Here is a 19,302-nt window from a genome sequence, read left to right as displayed (position 1 = left end):
CAGTGTCCTTTTCAAGTGTTTAAAACTGCGCAAAGTATACGGGTTTCGGCGAAGAATTCGAAAATAACCCGTCGCGATGGAGGAATGTTCATGTCAGAAAGCGTTCTTCATTCACGGCGTCGATTTGTTCCGGACGCAGGTGTTGCTCTGCGTATCGGCGGTAGATACCTGTCTGGACGAACAACTGGAACACCGCCCGGTCGATGTGTCCGTCATTCACCATTCTCTGCATGATGGTCAGGGATTCGGTCAGTGTCTTGCCCTCCTTGTAGGGGCGGTCCACGGCGGTCAGCGCCTCGAAAATATCCGCCACCGCCATGATCCGCTCGGGAATGCCCATGTCGTCTGCGTTCAGCCGGCAGGGGTAACCTTGTCCATCCATGCGTTCATGGTGGGTGCCTGCCAGGTGGGGCACGTTCGCAAGTCTGTCAGGTAGGGGCAGGGCGTCCAGCATGCAGATGGTCTGTACGATGTGGTCGTTGATCCGGAAGCGTTCCTCGGGGGTCAGGGTTCCTTTTGCCACGGTCAGGTTGTGGAGCTCACCCTGATTAACGGCATGTTCTGGAAGTGTCATGTCGAATCCCCACCGGTTTCGTGGGTCGTCTTTGGCAACGGGTGGTTTGTGTTCCCCCCAGGGACGAAGGTGGCCGGGTTTGTCTGCCAGCAGAGGTTCTGTAGCAGGTGGCGTCTGCTCCGGTGTGCCAGTCAAAACCTGCTTTTCGTCGCCGGATAATCCCAGCCTGTCACTGAAATGACGCACCCAGGTGCGTTGGCCGATCTGTCGGATGCGCTCTATGTCGTCCTCCGACATGAATTCGCCACCAGTGTTGGCGTTGGCGACTGCGCGAAAGGCTTCCTGCAGCTCTTCCTGTTCCCGATCCCGGTCGGTTTCCGCCTGCTGAGAACTCTCGCCAGCCAGTTGCCTTTTCAGGCACCGGATCTCCGCATCCCGATGCAGAACTTCAAAGCGGGTGCGAATCTCATGGATGCGGTTGTAGATCGTTTCCAGTTTGACGGCCTTGTCCACCACATGCTCGGGGCTGGTGATCTTTCCACAATCGTGAAGCCACGCTGCCAGGTGGAACTCGTAGCGCTCGTCGTCGTTCATGGTGAAGTTGGCAAAGGGTTCTGCGGGGCTCTGGATGGCTTCATCGACCATCATCTGGGCGAGTTTTGGTACGCGGTCGCAGTGGCCACCCGTATACGGTGACTTGGCATCAATGGCGTTGGCAACCAGGCGAATGATGCCCTCAAGCAACGCCTGCTGGCTTTCAATCAGTTCACGGGTTTCGATCGCAACGGCGGCGGAGCCGGCGATCTCATCGACGAATACGATCAGGTCATCGCTAAGGTGGGTGTGCTCACCATGCTCCATTTCGATAACGAGGGCCCCAATCAACTGTTTGCGCCGGTTTCTGAGAATGGCGAATACCGGATGGCCGGAAAGGGCGTTACGGAGCGCCCTTATCACGTCGTTGTCGTCGTCCTTGGCGTTGACGCCGGTGATGGTCTCCGGCGGGTGTATGTCGCGGTCCACGGAAAGCCTGAGTTCGCTGCTTTGGCGGCTCATCAGGTAGATAGCACCCCGGGTCTGCCCGAGGATGTGAACGATCTGTTCGAGGATATCCTGCAAAAGGCTATCCAGATCCTGACCCCGATTGAGTGCGGTCGCAATGCTTTGGAAGCTGCGGATCGTACTGGCCATATCGTCCAGGGCGACGCTGAGTTGACGCGCTTCGCGAATATGGGAATCAACGGAAACGGACGTGTCGAAACGAAAACGGGAGAGTGCCCCCACCCGGCGTGTCAGCAATTCCAGTGGCCTACCCACACGACGGCCCAGGAACCAGCCGATGACCAGCAACAGAAGTGCGATAGCACTCGCCAGGATAGTCTGACGGGTCAAAGCTGCCCAAACATCAGCCAATAGTTCGTCGGCGGGAATGGCCACGGCGATTTTCAGGTTCTCCCGGTCCAGGGACTCAAGGGGTTCCGTCATGCCGTACCAGTCCCGGTTTTCAGTGGTAAAGCGGTTTACCAATTCACTCGTGGCTTGCTTGCTATCGCTTTCCAGGACGGCGTTGATGGCTCCGTCATTCAGTCCCTGTGGCTTTGCTGTGTTGGATGTTGTCCCGCTGTTGGTGGCGTCGGGCCCTGTGTAGGCCAGGGGGGAACCTTCGGCGTTGACAATGGCAATGCGGGTGCCGGGCGTCTGCCGCAGTTCGGCTAGTTGCGTACCCAGGTCGGTAACAGTTACATCGATGCCAAACACGGTATTGCCGTCCATGCCCTTCGCACCGGCTTGTCGTCGGGAAAGGGTCAAGCCGGTTTCACCCGTGGTAAAGAAGACATAGGGTGCGGTCAGTTTCGTGTTGCCGGAGGCATCGGCGAGCTCGTACCAGCCACGGTCTCGAGGATCAAAGTGGTAGTCGGATGGGGTACGGCTTTCCAGAAGGATGCGGCTGGCATCGTAGAAGTGCCACACGGATTGCGACTTTCCATCCGCGGCCCTGGTGATGGACTGGAGCAGGTACTGCGCATTGGTGGGTGCGTCTGGAAACTGCATGGCGCCAGAGCTGCGTATCTTTCGTAGCAGGAAAAAATCGCCATTGGCATAGCCAGCGTAAACGGCACTGACGATGTCGCTGCTGTCGAGAATGTCGGCGACAACCGGCAGTCTTACCAGGCGTTGTTCCAATGTGTCGGCGATGGCCAGAGGGTCGTGGCTGAGGACCGCGAGAGCGGTTGACGGCGGGTCGGTGATGGCACGGATACGGTCATCCACACTGACGGCAAGCTGATGGGCCGTGGCACTGGCGGCAGTAATTTTCGCGTTTTCCATGCCGCGAAAGCTTTGGCTGACCAGTACAATGGTGAGTACCAGCATGCCGAGGGTGATCGCGGAGGCTATCAGAAAGGCAAGCGACACCTGCGCTGACTGGCGATTTCGACGCATGGTTCATCCTTAAACGGTGGTCTGGTGTATCAAAGCGCAGGGTGCTGCACTGACCCAAGGGTAGACGTTAAACTCCCGGTTTTCCTGATCATACGGTGAGCGCTCAATGACTATGGATTTGTTCGAGTCATCTTCATCGGAGCCCTGGGTCGAGCCGCTCTGCGATGGAGCGGTTGTCCTTCGCCGTTTTGCCCAGGCCAACGCCAGCGAATTGCTGGAGGCGATCTCAGGCGTGGCGGAACAGGCTCCGTTTAGGCAAATGCAGACGCCCGGTGGCTACACCATGTCGGTGGCGATGACCTGTTGCGGAGACTGGGGCTGGGTGACGGACGCGCAGGGCTACCGGTATGAGCGAAACGATCCGCTTTCAGGGGAACCCTGGCCGTTGATGCCGGCCGTGTTTCGGTCTCTGGCGGCCAAGGCAGCAAGCGCAGGGGGCTATTCGGGTTTCAATCCAGACGCCTGCCTGGTGAACCGCTATGCACCTGGCGCCAAAATGGGTCTCCACCAGGACAAAGATGAAGAGGATTTCGATCAGCCGATCGTTTCTGTGTCCCTGGGCACCCCGGCCATGTTCCAGTTCGGAGGCGCCCGGCGCAGTGACCGACCACAGCGAGTGCCCCTTGAGCATGGTGATGTCGTGGTCTGGGGAGGCCCCGCGCGGCTCCGCTACCATGGCGTGTTAACGCTCAAGCAGGCACAGCATTCGCTGACGGGCGCCTGCCGTTACAACCTGACGTTTCGCCGTGCGCGGTAATGGTGGGTGATGGCACCCTCAAGCGTGGTGGTCAAACGCTGTAGCAACTCCCCGCTGTGTCGCCAGAAGTGCCAATAGAGGGGCACTTTCAGCTCATGACCCGGTGCAAGGTTGACCAGGCCCCCATTGTCCAGCCAATGACTGGCCTGGATTTGCGGAATCATGCCGTAGCCCATGCCGGCCCTGGCAAGCTGGACGAAACCTTCGGAGGAGGGGCACAAATGGTAGGGGAAACGGCCGTGGTAGCCACAGCCGGCCATGAATCGGTGCTGTAGCTGGTCGTTGGGGCCAAATACAATAGCCGGAGAGGTGGCGAAAGCTTCTGGTGTGATGCCATCCGGAAAAAACTGGCGAACATACTGTGGGGTCGCCAGCGGCATGTAGGTCATTTCCCCCAGTGCCACGCAACGCCCGCCAGCAATGGGCTGGCTGCTGCTGCACAGACAGGCGGCCACATCGCCATCGCGCATCCGCTTCAGGCCTACGTCCTGGTCCTCAATAACCAGATCCAGCAATAAACCCTCCCGGCTGCAGAACTCCCCAACCACAGCGGCCCACCAGGTGGCCAGGCTGTCGGCGTTGATAGCGATACGCAGGCGGGTGGTGTCCTCGGCAAGGGCGGGTATGGTTTTGCGCAGGTCCCTTTCCAGAAGCTGTACCTGCTGGAAGTGGTTCAGCAGCTTGTTCCCGGCCGGCGTTGCCTGCAGTTCCGGGTGCCGGACCAGAACCGGCTGGCCCAGGCGTACTTCAAGTGACTTGATGCGTTGTGATACGGCGGATTGCGTGAGCCCGAGTATCTCCCCGGCACGCTCAAACCCACCGTTCTCGATCACCGCGGCAAGTGCCTGCAGAAGCTTGTAATCCAACATAAGAAATATTCATGGGATATAAGGTTTATGATTTTTAAGTATAGCCCTTACCCCTTAAGCTTCCAGCAAATTCGGAGGGAAATATGCTGACAAGTTATCTGACAGGGCTGCTGGTGTGTGGAGGCATCATCATTGCGATTGGCGCTCAGAACGCCTACATCCTGGGGCAGGCGATTCGCAGGGAACATCATTGGTATTGCGCTGGCATTTGCATGACGGCGGATATCTTGCTGTTCACGGCAGGCATGTTCGGCGTTAACGCCGCGTTGATGGCCGTGCCTGAAGCGCTGGACGTGATGCGCTGGTTGGGTGTGGCGTTCCTCAGCTGGCTGGCGTTGCTGGCCTTCGCTCGTGCTGCGAAAGGACGTGATGCCCTGGATGCCAGGAAAGCGGATGTTTCGAGCCTGCGGACCGTGGTGTTGACCACCCTGGCGGTAACGCTACTGAATCCCCAGGTGTATCTGGATACCTTGTTGCTGATCCCTGCCATCGGCGCGCAACAGGCCAGCCCGCTGGTGTTTGTGGCCGGCGCCAGCAGTGCGTCTGTCATGTGGTTCTGCCTGCTGGCGTTCGGCGGGGCGGCGCTTTCCCCCTGGTTGTCGAGCCCCATGTCCTGGCGGTTCATTGATGGCGCTATTGGTTCCATGATGGCGATCATTGCCTTTCACCTCGCCAGCAACGGCCTGTCCGGGCCGGTGGCGTAAACAGCGCCCGGTCTCCGGGCCCGCCGGTTACTTTTCCAGCACCGTTCTGGTATGCTTCGCCGCCTTTAATTCGCAGCTTATGAACGTACCTTAATGAACGTCCCCACGACAGTTACGACGATCACTCCGCCCTAGCGTCCTGTGCTCCCAGGTTTACGTCCTGATTGAACTCCGGTAGTCACCTCATTACGACTACAACCGGTTTTTACGTCCCGAATTTGCCCTCTCTGACTGGATACCAACGATATGGTGAACAAGCTTAAGGCCGACTGGCTTTCCAATATACGCGGCGATTTGCTTGCCGGCATTGTGGTGGCGCTGGCGCTGATTCCCGAAGCCATCGCTTTTTCCATTATCGCCGGTGTGGACCCGAAAGTGGGTCTGTATGCCTCGTTCTGTATTGCTGTGGTGATTGCCTTCGTCGGCGGCCGCCCCGGTATGATCTCCGCCGCGACAGGCGCTATGGCGCTGTTGATGGTGACTCTTGTAAAGGAACACGGCCTGGAGTATCTGCTTGCAGCTACGCTGCTGACCGGGCTGCTGCAGATCGGCGCTGGCTATCTGAAACTCGGCGGCCTTATGCGCTTCGTGTCCCGTTCCGTGGTGACCGGGTTTGTAAATGCGCTGGCTATCCTGATCTTTATGGCGCAGTTGCCAGAGCTCACTAATGTCACCTGGCACGTTTATGCGATGACCGCTGCCGGGCTGGGTATCATTTACCTGTTTCCACTGGTGCCGGTCGTCGGCCGCATACTGCCATCGCCGTTGATCTGTATTGTCTCGCTGACCATCGTCGCGATGGTCTACAACATCGATATCCGCACGGTCGGTGATATGGGGCAACTGCCGGATACGCTTCCGATTTTCCTGTGGCCGGACGTGCCGCTGAACCTTGAAACCCTGATGATCATCCTGCCTTACTCCGTCGGTCTAGCCATTGTTGGTCTTTTGGAATCCATGATGACCGCCACCATTGTGGACGACCTCACGGACACAACCAGTGACCGTAACCGGGAGTGCAAAGGGCAGGGCGTTGCCAATATCGGTTCTGGCCTTCTGGGTGGCATGGCCGGCTGCGCGATGATTGGCCAGTCCATTATCAACATCAAATCTGGCGGCCGAACCCGGCTTTCCACGCTGACAGCGGGTGTATTCCTGCTGGTTCTCGTGCTGGTACTGGATCAGTGGCTGGTACAGATTCCCATGGCGGCCCTCGTAGCCGTGATGATCATGGTGTCCATAGGTACCTTCAGCTGGGCGTCGATCAAGAACCTGAAAGAGCATCCCCTGTCCACCAACATTGTGATGGTGGTGACCGTTATTGTCGTCGTTGCCACGCACAACCTGGCCTTCGGCGTGCTGGCAGGCGTGCTTCTGGCGGCCCTGTTCTTTGCCAACAAGGTGGGCCATTACATGCTGGTGACATCCGAATTTGATGAGGCGACTGATACCCGCACCTACAATGTTGTCGGGCAGGTGTTCTTCAGTTCCTCGGAAAAATTCACGGAATCCTTTGATTTCAAGGAAGCAGTGGATAATGTGGTGATTGACCTGACCCGGGCTCACTTCTGGGACATTACGGCAGTGGGCGCTCTGGACAAGGCCGTTATCAAGTTCCGTCGCGAAGGTGCGGAGGTGGACATCATCGGGCTGAATGAAGCCAGCGCCACCATTGTTGACCGCTTTGGGGTGCACGATAAACCCGACGCCGTTGACCAGTTGATGGCGCACTGATATGACACAAGCCAAGGAATTCAAAGACGTAACCGGTCAGAATAACAACCACAAGGATCACCAAGGCGAGGTTGAAATGCTACGAGTAGTTGCCTGTATCGACGGCTCCCGGGCTGCACCGGCGGTGTGCGATTACGCTGCCTGGGCCAGCAAGCACATGGAAACCCCGATGACTCTGTTGCACGTTCTCGACGAGGAACGCTATCCAACAGAGCCGGACCTGGCTGGTAGCATTGGCTTGGGAAGCCGTGAACAGCTGATGGATGAGCTTGCCGAGCTTGACCGCAAGCGTTCCAAGCTGGCCCTGGAACACGGCCATCACATGCTCGATGAGGCAGAACACCGGGTGAAAGAACAGGGCATTGACGACGTGATCAAACGGCAGCGCCATGGGGATCTGACGGAATCGCTGCTGGCCCTGGAAAACCAGACCCGTCTGCTGGTGATGGGGCTGCACGGAGAGAGCAGCTCAGACCGTGACATTCACGTGGGCAGTCAACTGGAAACCGTGATTCGCAGTGTCCATCGCCCGATTCTTCTGGTTCCCGACGAGTACGAGCAGCCGAAGAGCGCCATGCTTGCTTTTGATGGCAGTGCCACGGCGTTCAAGGGTGTGGAACTTCTGGCGGGTAGCCCGGTGCTGAAAGGCATGCCGATTCATCTGGTGATGATTGGAGCGGACACCAATGACCGCTGGGAACAGCTCAAGAAAGCAGAGAAGATGCTGGGTGACCTTGGCTCCGACATCACCCTCGCGATCCGTGCCGGGGATGTAGAGCCAACGCTCCACGCCTACCAGGAAGAACACGACATCGACATCCTGGTGATGGGTGCCTATGGCCATTCACGAATTCGGCAGTTCCTGGTGGGAAGCACCACAACCACCATGCTGAAAACCGCGAAGAAGCCGCTGGTGATTCTGCGCTAATGCCGTGCGAGTGGGGGCCTGTTGCCGGGCTGATGTCGGCACGCCACTCTCTGTCAGAGCTGTCAGGGCTGCTAGTGCTGCTGGTGTTGCTGACAGGCTGTGCCGGCAGTTTGCCGCCGGCCACTCATTCCGGAGCCGAAACCGCCGTGCTGACTGACGACAGTTTCCTTTCCAGCCAGTCCCGGCAACGGCTGGCTGATGCGAACGGTCAATCCGGTTATTACCTGCTGGATTCTGGTCAGGACGCCTTCCTATACCGAGCGGCTATGATTGAGGCGGCCGAACACCGTATTGATGCCCAGTACTACATCTGGAATCGTGATGATTCCGGACTGCATCTGGCCGGTCGGCTGCTGTTGGCGGCAGACCGTGGTGTCCACGTCCGGCTGTTGCTGGATGACTTCAACGCCGAGGGGATCGGCGAATTGTTCGCTTCCCTGGATACCCATCCGAATATTCATATTCGCATCTTCAACCCCGCCAGAAACCGCAGTGGCTGGGGCCGATGGGTTTCGTTTCTGATGGATTTCCAGCGTATCAACCGCCGAATGCACAACAAGACATTTGTGGTGGACGGGACCGCTGGCATCGTCGGTGGCCGCAACATTGGTGATGAATATTTCGGCTTCGATGAGAACCGCTATTTCAGGGATCGCGATGTCCTTGCCCTGGGGCCGGTGGTTGAGGGTATGGCGGATAATTTCCAGGCTTACTGGAGTAGCCCCTGGGCTTACCCCGCTTCCGAGCTATACACATCCGCGCCTACTGGCGAGGAGTTAGCAGAGAGGCTGGAGGGGCTTCGGCAGCAGGCCATTGCACAACCCCGGCTTCCCGTCTCAGCGCCCACAGGGGAGGAGCAGGGCAGGTCTGAACTGGCAACGGTGTTTGACCGTATGACGATTGCCCGGGGGGAACTGGTGTTCGATCCTCCCCCTGAAAACATGGATGCGCCATCGGAAAAGCCCAAACGAAGCGCATTGGCGTTGCAACGCCTCGCGCAGGCGGCTACCCGGGAAATCCTGATCGAGTCCGCCTACCTGATTCTTGCCAAGGAACAGTTGAAGGCCTTGGGTGCCAACGAGCGCCCGCAACTGGAGGTTGCCGCGCTGACCAACTCTCTGGCTTCCAACGACCTGGTCACCAACCATGCCGGTTATGCCCGCTGGCGCCCCTACATGCTGGAGCAGGGCATAGACATCTACGAACTCAAGCCCGATGCCGACGCTTGCCGGCAATGGCTAAGTGATGATGCCTTCTGCGCCACGGGCGAGGTCAGCCTGCACTCCAAATCTGTGGTTTTTGATCGCAGCACCCTGGTGGTGGGGTCTTTCAACGTAAACCTTCGCTCCATCTACCTCAACGGTGAAACCGTGTTGATTATCCACAGTGCCGAACTGGCAGAGCGTGTGGCGACAGATATACGGTTGACCATGGCGCCCCGTAATAGCTGGGAGGTGGCCCTGGACGAGGACGGAGATCTCCAATGGCGTAGCGGTGAAGCGGTGTTCACCAGCGAGCCGACCGTCCATTGGTGGCGCCGGGCGAAGTCCGGGTTTCTGTCGTGGTTGCCTATCGAGAAATATCTCTAGCACACCAGCATGCATTACTGTCTTAGAGTAAGTATGTCCTCAAGGGCATCCAGAGTCCCATAGCGATCATGATCAGTCTTTCCTTGAGAGAGACGAAACCCCAAATGGGACGTTGCTGTTCCCTCTACGCAGGTGTATACCAGTTCCCTGCCGTCCAGGTGAAATGCCTTAAGCGCTCTGCGAAATGCAGATGCTCGCTGAGCTAAACCCCACGATTCACTGGAAGACCTAACGCTGTGGGAATACCTGGCGAAACACCAACGGAGGAAAACTCTAATCAGCGGTGCAACTGAAACAGGGATGTTCACAAACCGGGGTGTGACAAACTCGGCACTCGAGACTAAACTCTCAAAAAGTTCGCATCTGCAATTTTATCCGAGTGTGTTCGATATTGGGGGAAATTAGCGGCATCAGTTGATTTCATAGTAATTAGGAATGCATTGATGATAAAAACAACAAATTTCACCGAAATTGATCAGCGTCTTGCTGATTGGGAAAAATCCGTCGATACTTCTGTGGGTGGGCTTAATACTCAAGTAAATGATTCGAAACACTTTGCCGGCCAAATCCGAAGGTTCTGTTCCTATGGCATGGAGTTTACGAACGTTAGAGCAAGCGGGCTGTCTCTGCAGAGACAAAAAAAGGACTCTGAAGATCGAGACAACCAATATTTTTACTTGATCCATCAGGCCCACGGCATTTCCAAAGTTCAGCAAGAACATAGCTCCGCCACATTACAGATTGGTGACATGGTGCTCCTGGACTCCAATCAACCTTTTTTAATCGAGTACCCTAAGGAAGGTCTGAATAACCGCCGATTTTCGCCAGTATCGGTTTGAAACGGCCAAAATCCGAAAATTCGGACGTCATTCTCCCGTTGTTTGTCTGTTTGTTGCCCGTTTCCCGCCGATTTGGCGAAAAACAGGCGCACTGGCCCTACGCCAGTATGTATTTTTCACCCATCAGCAGGTTGCTGAATGCCGCCAGCAGGTGCAGCCGGTTGTTGTTCTTGGCCAGGCCGCGATAGCGGACTTTGCCGTAACCAAAGACCTGTTTGATGTACCGGAAGGGATGCTCCACCTTGGCGCGAACACTGGCTTTGATTTTCTCGGCTTTCAGTTTGTTGGCGGGCAGCGTCTTCCGGGTGCCGGGTCGTTTGGCGATGAACCAGGATACGTTGTCACGGTGCTTATGCTCTTCCCGCTTTTGAATGCCAAGGTAACCGGCATCACCAAAGACGCGTTGTTCGTCACCGTGCAGCAGCTTACCGGTGGGCACGATGTCGTGAACGTTGGCGGCAGTGGTCTCAATGCTGTGAATCAGCCCCAGCGTGTCGTCGACACCGATGTGCATTTTCATCCCGAAATGCCATTCGTTGCCCTTCTTGGTCTGGTGCATTTCCGGATCACGTTGGCCAGCCTTGTTCTTGGTGGAGCTGGGGGCGGAGATAATGGTGGCGTCAACAATGCTGCCTTCACGCAGCATCAGGCCATTTTTCTCCAAATGCTTGTTCACTTCCTTGAACAGGACCTTGGCAAGGCCGTGGCGCTCCAGGAAATGCCGGAAGTTGAGAATCGTGGTTTCGTCTGGCAGCCGGTCCGCAAGTCTCAGGCCGGCGAAGCGCCGCATGGATTCGATCTCGTACAAGGCATCTTCCATGGCCGGATCGCTCAGGTTATAGAACAACTGCATGCAGTGGACCCGGAGCATGGCAGACAGCGGATAGGGAGGCCGGCCGTTCTGGCCCTTGGGGTAATAGCGGGCTACCTTCTTCTCCAATTGCTTCCAGGGAATCAGCTTGTCCATCCGTTCCAGAAAGATCTCGCGGCGGGTCTTGCGCTTCTTGTTCTGGTACTCAGCTTCGGAGAAGGTCATCTGATCCATGGTGGCAACGAATCCTATGCGGTTGACGATGGCCGTATTATCGCCGATTTCGGGGACTTATTCAGAGTCTCCCTAAGGAAGGACACCAGTATTGCTTTCATATTCCTCGTGATCTAGCCCTTAATAATTGGCGATATACCCGCATTCTTACGGCAAAGAAGGTTGCAGCAGATACGGATATGGCCTCTCTGGTAACTCCGTTGTTGAAAAAAGCCGCCGCTGTTGCAAGCACCAGCCCGGCTGGATGGAAAGAGGACTGTTTGCTCAATGCTGTTCTCAGCCTGTTGCAGCCACTATTTACTCAAACTCGTGACCGCTCAAAGGAATATCATTCGATTTATCTGCAAAAAGCTATGACATTTATTGAGCGTAATCTTAATGATAGTGCGATCGACGCACAGGTTGTGGCGAACCACTTGGGAATCTCGTCGCGGCACCTTCAGCGGATATTCAAAACCCTTGATACGTCCTTCAGCCGCCTGGTCCGCGAACATCGTCTGAGTGCTTGTGCTAGTGACCTTGCCAATCCCAAGCTAATACACCTTGACGTTACCTCCATCGCATTTCACTGGGGCTTTAAGGATTGCGCTCACTTCAGCCGTGTATTCAAAGATTATTACGGTTTATCTCCTTCCCAATACCGGGTCAAAAAGGCCACGCTCTCCTGACCTGAAAACAGCCGGCCATGTCGCTGCAATACAAGCCCAATGTCCGCCAACCTCAAGTCGATTATCGATACTACTGGTAATGTTTTTGGTAGTTAGCTGAAACCTGGGATTTCGGCTGGCGCATCCATTAACAAAAATATCGGTGATATCACGATGACAAAAGCCTATTACAACCTGCGCTATACAAGCGCGATGATTGCCCTGCTGATGCCTCTGACAAGCCACGCATTCGATGTCGATCCGAGAGATTACACAGCGTTGCCTGAGGGCACCAACCTTAACATTCTGTATGCCCGTCAGCTAACCGCAGACGACCTGAATGCAGAAGGGGAGACAGTCACTGATGATCTGGATCTGGACGCAACAATCGGCATTTACCGCTTTGTACATTTTACCAAGGTAATGGGGCTTACGGTTGATCCTCAGTTTCTATTACCGTTCGGAACGCAGGAGATCGGACTATTGGACAGCTCGAGCTCTGGTATGGGCGATGCGATAGCTGCAGCGACCGTATGGCTCCATGAAGATCCGGAAAAAAAGAGTTACTTCGGCGTTACACCCTTCGTGATAGCGCCCACAGGTGAATATGATTCGGACAAGCCCGTCAATCTTGGTGCCAATCGATGGAGTTATGTGCTGCAGGCCGGCTATATGACACGTTTGACTGAAAAGCTGGCGCTGGATGTTGTCGCGGATGTCCAATGGTACGGAACCAATTCTGATCCAATAGGAGGAAATCGCCTCGAACAGGACGAAGCTTACCAAGTCCAATTAATGCTCTCCTATGACATTACGCCCTCAACCTACCCCAGTATCCGGTATAGCTGGCGTAAGGGTGACGAGACGCAGTTGGATGGCGTTGCGATGAACAATGAGGTCGACACCTCAACGGTTACGCTCGGGCTCAACCATTGGCTAATACCTGGAAAACTGCAAATGCAGGCGCAATATCTCAGGGATATCGAAGTAAGCGGATCAGGGCCTGAATTGGAAGCTTTCCAGCTGCGTTTTCTCCAGCCGTTCTAAGACTTGAGGAGTACGATCGATGCAAAACTTTAAAATGTTGATAGACGGCCACCTCGAAGACAGCGATCACACTATAGAGGTAACAAATCCTGCCAATGAGACGACAGTCGCTATCTGTCCAATTGCTTCAGAAGACCAGATGGAGAAAGCCATAAAAGCGGCCAATCAAGCATTTAAAGATTGGCGGCAAACGCCAATCTCTGAACGTAGAGATACGCTTGTCTTAATGGCGGATACTATGAACGTTCACAAAGAGGACCTGGCCATTTTGTTGACGAGCGAGCAGGGCAAACCGCTAGAGCTAGCACGGCTCGAAGTTGATTTTGCTTGTGCTTTTTGTCGTACATTGTCGGCCATGCATTTGAGCCCATTCTCCCTGATCGACAATGAAAATCAGCGAGTTGAGGTACAACGTCAACCGTTGGGTGTTGTCGCTGCCATCATGCCATGGAACTTCCCGCTATTGATCGCAGCCTATAAGATCGCGCCAGCGTTGATTGCCGGCAATACGATCATCCTGAAGCCAGCACCAACGACCCCTCTAGCGACATTGAAACTGGGCGAAATAATTCAAAAGATATTTCCTCCCGGGGTAGTAAATATTATTACCGACAACAATGATTTAGGGGCTCTGCTCACTCGCCATCCTGGCGTCCACAAGATTTCCTTTACGGGTTCTACACAAACGGGTAAAGCGATAATGTCAAATGCCGCGGGCACGCTCAAGCGCCTGACTCTGGAACTGGGAGGCAATGACGCCGCGCTGGTTCTGGATGATGTTGATGTTGAAGAGGCGGCCCGGGACATATTTAACGCATCCTTTATTAATAGCGGTCAGGTTTGTGTCGCGATTAAACGGGTTTACGTGCCTGATGGCATTTATGACCGAATGTGTAGTGCAATCGCGGCACTCGCATCCGAAAGTGTTGTGGGAGACGGTATGGACCCTGCCACTCAGTTTGGCCCCGTACAAAACCGGGCACAGTTTAACAAGGTTTGTAATTATCTCGAGATAGCACAGAAGGACGGTACGATCATTGCGGGCGGCGTGGTGTCGGACAAGCCTGGCTTTTGTGTGCCTTTGACGGTTGTGCGCGACATCAAGGACGGAAGCCGTGTGGTGGATGAAGAGCCATTTGGCCCGGTCCTTCCTATCATAAAATATAGCAATCTCGACGATGTGCTCGAAACGATCAATCAATCCTCCTCTGGCTTAGGGGGGTCTGTCTGGTCATCAAATCTTGCTCTTGCTGAATCGGTTGCCAACCGACTGGATACCGGCACCGTTTGGATAAACCAGCATTGTGCATTCGCCCCCGATATTCCGATGCCTGCAACAAAAGAGTCTGGCATAGGTGTGGAATGGGGGCAGCAGGGCCTGGAGGAATTTACGACCCTCAAAGTTATTAATATCAAAAACACACAGACTGTTAGCCAGTAAAGCTGGCCAGGCACAACTCTGAGGAAACAACAATGAAAAATGAGAATGTATTTTGGCCGGTAGCCGGTCTAATAATGTTTACTCTGATTGTTGGTTGCAGCCAGGTAACCGAGCAAGGTACGTCCTTGAGTAATGCTTCAACAGGAATGGGAGACGTAACCGACGGTAGATGGAAGAATGCAGACCGAGAACCCGAAAACTGGATGGGGATCGGTCGTAGCTACAAAGAACAACGCTATAGTTCACTTAAGCAGATCAACGAAGACAATGTGAAAGAACTGGGGTTGGCTTGGGTTTACGACATGGGCACCAAAGCCGGCGGGTCCGCCACCCCAGTGGTGGTCGATGGAGTGATGTATGTTACCGGCCCTTGGAGTGTGGTCTATGCTCTTGACGCAGATACTGGAGAGCAGCTTTGGAGCTATGACCCTCGGGTAAACCCTGAAGACGGGGCTCGTGGATGCTGCGGTGTAACCAACCGTGGGGTGGCCGTATACGAAGGTAAAGTCTACGTTGGTGTTTTCGACGCCCGCTTGGTGGCTCTTGATGCCCGAGACGGCAGTGTAGTGTGGGAGGTGAACACAAATGAAGACAACAATGAGCGCCGTACCATCACAGGAGCGCCGAGGGTCGCGAACGGTCGCGTGATTATTGGTCATGGGGGGGCTGAGTTTGGTGTTCGTGGATATGTAACTGCATATGATGCTGGCAATGGTGAACAGCTGTGGCGTTTCTACACGGTTCCAGGCAATCCTGAAAATGGTTTCGAAAACGAAGCCATGGAGAAGGCAGCGGAGACATGGACCGGCGAATGGTGGGCCCATGGTGGTGGTGGCACTGCATGGGACTCTATGGTTTATGACCCAACTTCGGATGTGATCTATCTCGGTACAGGTAATGGGTCACCCTGGAATCGACGCGTTCGTAGCCCCCAAGGTGGAGACAATCTTTACCTCTCGTCGATTGTGGCTATCAATGCAAAAACCGGGAAATACTTATGGCACTATCAAACCACACCGGGCGAGTCTTGGGACTATACCGCTACTCAACACCTGATATTGGCTAGCCTGGAAATTGATGGCACCTCGAGAGAGGTCATCATGCAAGCACCTAAGAACGGATTTTTCTACGTTCTTGACCGACACACTGGCGAGTTGTTGTCCGCTGAGAAGTTTACCAAAGTTACTTGGGCTACTCATGTGGACATGAAAACTGGTCGCCCAGTAGAAACAGAAAATGCACGCTACGGGCAAGGTCCACAGTTGGCTTTCCCCTCCCCCTTCGGTGCGCATAACTGGCATCCAATGAGTTTCAGTCGTGATACTGGCCTCGTCTACATTCCGCACCAACAGGTGCCATGGGTGTACAGTGAAGAGGAAGACTACGAAGCGAAGCCTGGCACTGTCTTTAACCTGGGACTGAAGTGGCCGGATTTCCCTGAGGATCCTGAAGTGTTGGAGCAGGTTTTGCCGATGATCAAAGGCAGCTTGATTGCTTGGGACCCTGTAAATCAGAAAAAAGCCTGGGAGGTAGATTACCCCACTATCTGGAACGGTGGCACAGTAGTTTCAGCTGGCAACCTAGTTTTTCAGGGTACACCTACGGGACAACTATATGCCTATAAAGCAGACACAGGTGAACGAATCTGGAGTTATGACATTGGTATTGGCATCGTCGCGGCACCTGCAATTTATTCCGTAAACGGCGAACAATACCTTAGCGTCTTGACTGGTGTGGGCGGTGCTCTGTCTCGTATAGCAGGACCTTTTGCAGCAGCCTATCAGGCACGACACAGTAACCGTCTATATACCTTTAAGCTCGGAGGCACGACAACTGCTCCGTCTATACCCGACCGCCGCCCAGTACCTCCTTTGAACCCACCGCCCTTTAAGGCGGAAAGCGAAACAGTAAACGCTGGTCGTGATCTCTATAATCGTAGCTGCATGAGATGTCACGGTGAGGGTGCTATTGCGGGATTGATGGAGGATATTCCAGACCTTAGGCATAGTCCCTTGCTGCACTCTAGCTCCGGCTTCGGGCATACAGTTGTCAATGGACGTGACGGCACTTACATGCCGGGTTTCGGTTCACAATTGAGCGGTAGCGATATTGAACAGATCCGCGCCTACCTTATAAAGAGAGCCCATGACGCGCTTGATGCACAGGGTGAAAAGTAGGCATTAAAGAAGCTACTCTGTAGTGGCATAGTGACTTTGGCCACCTGATTTTGAGTGTATGATCACTCACATAATGAATCAGGTGAAGACGATGGCGAAAACTAGAAACTTCAGTCCGGAATTCCGTTTGGAGGCAGCCCAACTGGTGGTCGACCAAGGATACACAGTGAAAGCTGCCTGCGATGCCATGGGTGTCGGTAAATCCACCATGGAGTACTGGGTCCGTAAACTTCGTTCCGAACGGGCTGGCAAAGCGCCCAGAGGCGAGGCCCTGACCACAGAGCAGCGTGAGATTCAGGAACTGAAGCGCCGCCTTCGTCGGTCGGAGGAAGAAAAGGAAATCTTAAAAAAGGCTACGGTGAGTTCAACCGGTCAATGCAAATATGCTTTGCAGCTTTTCAGAAGGTGTCAGGTAGTCGAGTGTTTTCCTCGGTCGTTCATTCAGCTTCCTTGCGAATTCATTTAACTGCTTCTGGGAATAGCCCGATAAATCAGTCTTCTTCGGGAAGTACTGGCGCAACAGCCGATTGGTGTTCTCGTTGCTGCCTCTTTGCCAGGGGCTCTTCGGGTCACAGAAATAAACCTGCATGTCGGTCGCAAGCGTAAATTTCCTGTGGTTACCCAGCTCACCCCCTCGATCCCAGGTCAGGGTTCTCTTCAACTCCTCGGGGAGCTGACCTACTTCCCGACAAAGCGCCGAAACAACGCTTTCCGTATCTTTGCCGCCGACATGAACGAGCATCGTAAATCTAGACTGTCGCTCTACAAGCGTCGCAATATGTGAGTTCTTGGATCCGGATATCAGGTCTCCCTCCCAATGGCCAGGAACAGCCCTGTCTTCAACCTCTTTTGGCCGAGCACGGATAGAAACCAAATCTGTGATGCTGGTGCGGGATTCTGCCTCTTCAGAGCTTCTGTGCCGTGATCGACGCATGCCGCGTCTTGATCGGAGGTGTTTGACAAGTTCCTTCTTCAAAACACCTCGGGCTTGAATAAAGAGACTTCGGTAAATTGTTTCATGGGACACATGCATCGACTTGTCGTCCGGGAACTGGCGTTTTAACCAGCCTGCTACTTGCTCTGGAGACCAGTCAAGGCTCAGCTTTTCGGCAACCGCTGCACGGAGAGGCTCATTCAATGCGAGAAGGCATTTTTTCGGACGTTTTGATTGGATCCAGGCACGCCGATCTGCCACGTTCGCCCTGTAACGACTTCTTCCACCGTTACGACTGACCTCTCGACTGATGGTTGAGACAGATCGTCCCATCGAGTCGGCAATCTGAGTCAATGTCAGTCCAGCTGAGATGCCTCTTGAAATCTCTTCGCGCTCATAGCTACTAAGCACCCTCGCTGACCTGGAGCGTCCCAGAGGGGCAATGCCGCCATGTATGGCGAGCATTCCAGTAATCGATCCAGCATGCTTTCCAAGGGCTCTGCCAATCTCGCTAAGCGACTGCCCTTTCTTCCATCGAGCCCATAGCTCCTGCTTCTGCTGGTAGGTCAGCCCTCTGGTCTTTGATACTTGCTGCGGCATTCTGAAAGCCCCGATAGTTACCAGTGTGCATTATGTTGCACTGATCGGTTGAATCTACCACCGCTCTCTTGATGTCGGACTCCCTGAGCAATTCTCGATAATCGAGCGACTTGAAGAGAGCTATACGGTGCAGCGCCTGTGTCGGGTGTTTGGGGTGCATCGCAGCAGCTACCGGGCATGGCGTGACCGGGATAGAACGCCCTGTGACGCTGAGCAAGCACTCCAAGAGCAGGTTATTGAGGCCCACGAGACCAGCAATGGTTCAGCCGGGGCACGGACGATTGCCAGCATGGTGACACAGGCCGGAATACCGCTGAGCCGTTACCGAGCCAGCCGACGGATGAAGCAGCTGGGACTGGTCAGTACGCAGCCGCCAAGCCACGTTTACAAGAAGGCCGATCAGCCGCACCTGGATATTCCGAATCTTCTTGACAGGGAGTTCGACGTAGAGGAACCCAATCAAGTATGGACCGGAGACATCACCTATCTTTGGACCGGTGCGCGCTGGGCTTATCTAGCTGTTGTGATCGATTTGTTTTCCCGTAAACCGGTGGGCTGGGCCATATCCCTATCACCGAATACGGATCTGGTGAAGAAGGCGCTGACGATTGCGTATGAATCCCGTGGGAAGCCATCAGGAGTCATGTTCCACTCGGATCAGGGATGTCAGTACACAAGCCTGAGGTTCCGGCAGTTGTTATGGAGCTACCAGATGAAACAGAGCCTCAGCCGACGGGGGAATTGCTGGGATAATGCCCCGACAGAGCGCTTCTTCCGGAGTCTGAAAACAGAATGGGTGCCGGAAATCGGGTATCCATGCTTTGCCGCGGCGAAGCAATCGGTCACGGATTACATGATCGGCTATTACAGTGCGCTGCGACCGCACAAACACAACAGTGGATTGCCGCCGAATGCGGCAGAGAAGGCCTACTGGAAAACTCAAAAGACGGTGGTCTATAACACTTGACCACTACAACTCCTCATCGCGGTTATTGTTGAGGCTTTAGGCCAAGGAGGGCCACTTTAAGTATCCGC

The 19,302-nt window shown here is 54.7% G+C and carries 14 protein-coding genes and 2 pseudogenes; 12 read left to right on the top strand and 4 right to left on the bottom strand.

Annotation, left to right across the window (positions count from 1 at the left end):
• Window positions 1-88: 88 nt before the first annotated feature.
• On the bottom strand, window positions 89-2,956 hold the full coding sequence (locus R1T46_RS18635) for an HD domain-containing phosphohydrolase (protein WP_317306524.1): 2,868 nt from the start codon (window positions 2,954-2,956) through the stop codon (window positions 89-91).
• 106 nt (window positions 2,957-3,062) lie between these two features.
• Between R1T46_RS18635 and alkB the strand changes: the two genes are divergently transcribed.
• Window positions 3,063-3,713, top strand: a complete 651-nt coding sequence (gene alkB, locus R1T46_RS18630; protein ID WP_317306523.1) for a DNA oxidative demethylase AlkB — start codon at window positions 3,063-3,065, stop codon at window positions 3,711-3,713.
• On the opposite strand, the gene R1T46_RS18625 is transcribed toward alkB, so the two are convergent.
• On the bottom strand, window positions 3,683-4,582 hold the full coding sequence (locus R1T46_RS18625) for a LysR family transcriptional regulator ArgP (RefSeq protein ID WP_036204537.1): 900 nt from the start codon (window positions 4,580-4,582) through the stop codon (window positions 3,683-3,685). The genes alkB and R1T46_RS18625 overlap by 31 nt on opposite strands.
• Window positions 4,583-4,665: 83 nt before the next feature.
• Here R1T46_RS18625 and R1T46_RS18620 point away from each other — a divergent pair, with 83 nt between their 5' ends.
• From R1T46_RS18620 to R1T46_RS18600, 5 genes are all read left to right on the top strand, one after another.
• Entirely contained in the window at window positions 4,666-5,286 is a 621-nt protein-coding gene (locus tag R1T46_RS18620; protein ID WP_007151886.1) for a LysE/ArgO family amino acid transporter, read from the top strand.
• A 246-nt stretch (window positions 5,287-5,532) separates the two neighbouring features.
• Window positions 5,533-7,020, top strand: coding sequence for a SulP family inorganic anion transporter (locus R1T46_RS18615; protein ID WP_317306522.1), 1,488 nt, complete (start codon window positions 5,533-5,535; stop codon window positions 7,018-7,020).
• Window position 7,021: 1 nt separating this feature from the next.
• On the top strand, window positions 7,022-7,948 hold the full coding sequence (locus R1T46_RS18610) for a universal stress protein (protein WP_317306521.1): 927 nt from the start codon (window positions 7,022-7,024) through the stop codon (window positions 7,946-7,948).
• Entirely contained in the window at window positions 7,948-9,537 is a 1,590-nt protein-coding gene (locus tag R1T46_RS18605) for a phospholipase D family protein (RefSeq protein WP_317306520.1), read from the top strand. Before R1T46_RS18610 ends, R1T46_RS18605 begins: the two co-directional genes overlap by 1 nt.
• Window positions 9,538-9,980: 443 nt before the next feature.
• Window positions 9,981-10,376 (top strand): hypothetical protein, encoded by a 396-nt coding sequence (locus R1T46_RS18600; RefSeq protein WP_317306519.1) that lies wholly within the window; start codon window positions 9,981-9,983, stop codon window positions 10,374-10,376.
• Between the two features lie 97 nt (window positions 10,377-10,473).
• Here the strand turns inward: R1T46_RS18600 and R1T46_RS18595 are convergent, their stop codons facing one another.
• On the bottom strand, window positions 10,474-11,421 hold the full coding sequence (locus R1T46_RS18595) for an IS5 family transposase (protein WP_273064646.1): 948 nt from the start codon (window positions 11,419-11,421) through the stop codon (window positions 10,474-10,476).
• Between the two features lie 179 nt (window positions 11,422-11,600).
• On the opposite strand from R1T46_RS18595, the gene R1T46_RS18590 reads away from it, so the two are divergent.
• The 5 genes and pseudogenes from R1T46_RS18590 to R1T46_RS18570 form a co-directional block, all read left to right on the top strand.
• Window positions 11,601-12,089 (top strand): helix-turn-helix domain-containing protein, encoded by a 489-nt coding sequence (locus tag R1T46_RS18590; protein WP_317306518.1) that lies wholly within the window; start codon window positions 11,601-11,603, stop codon window positions 12,087-12,089.
• A gap of 153 nt (window positions 12,090-12,242) precedes the next feature.
• Window positions 12,243-13,115 (top strand): transporter, encoded by an 873-nt coding sequence (locus R1T46_RS18585; protein WP_317306517.1) that lies wholly within the window; start codon window positions 12,243-12,245, stop codon window positions 13,113-13,115.
• A 19-nt stretch (window positions 13,116-13,134) separates the two neighbouring features.
• Window positions 13,135-14,556, top strand: coding sequence for an aldehyde dehydrogenase family protein (locus tag R1T46_RS18580; protein ID WP_317306516.1), 1,422 nt, complete (start codon window positions 13,135-13,137; stop codon window positions 14,554-14,556).
• Between the two features lie 32 nt (window positions 14,557-14,588).
• Window positions 14,589-16,733, top strand: coding sequence for a PQQ-dependent dehydrogenase, methanol/ethanol family (locus R1T46_RS18575; RefSeq protein WP_317306515.1), 2,145 nt, complete (start codon window positions 14,589-14,591; stop codon window positions 16,731-16,733).
• Between the two features lie 58 nt (window positions 16,734-16,791).
• A pseudogene (locus R1T46_RS18570) lies at window positions 16,792-17,088 on the top strand (transposase); the annotation flags it as partial.
• Window positions 17,089-17,097: 9 nt separating this feature from the next.
• Here the strand turns inward: R1T46_RS18570 and R1T46_RS18565 are convergent.
• Entirely contained in the window at window positions 17,098-18,267 is a 1,170-nt protein-coding gene (locus R1T46_RS18565; RefSeq protein ID WP_317306514.1) for an IS30 family transposase, read from the bottom strand.
• A gap of 58 nt (window positions 18,268-18,325) precedes the next feature.
• Here R1T46_RS18565 and R1T46_RS18560 point away from each other — a divergent pair.
• Window positions 18,326-19,234: pseudogene (locus R1T46_RS18560) on the top strand (IS3 family transposase); the annotation flags it as partial.
• Between the last annotated feature and the right edge of the window lie 68 nt (window positions 19,235-19,302).

Source organism: Marinobacter salarius (assembly GCF_032922745.1).
Classification (GTDB): domain Bacteria; phylum Pseudomonadota; class Gammaproteobacteria; order Pseudomonadales; family Oleiphilaceae; genus Marinobacter.
This window is presented reverse-complemented; position numbering and strand designations above follow the sequence as displayed.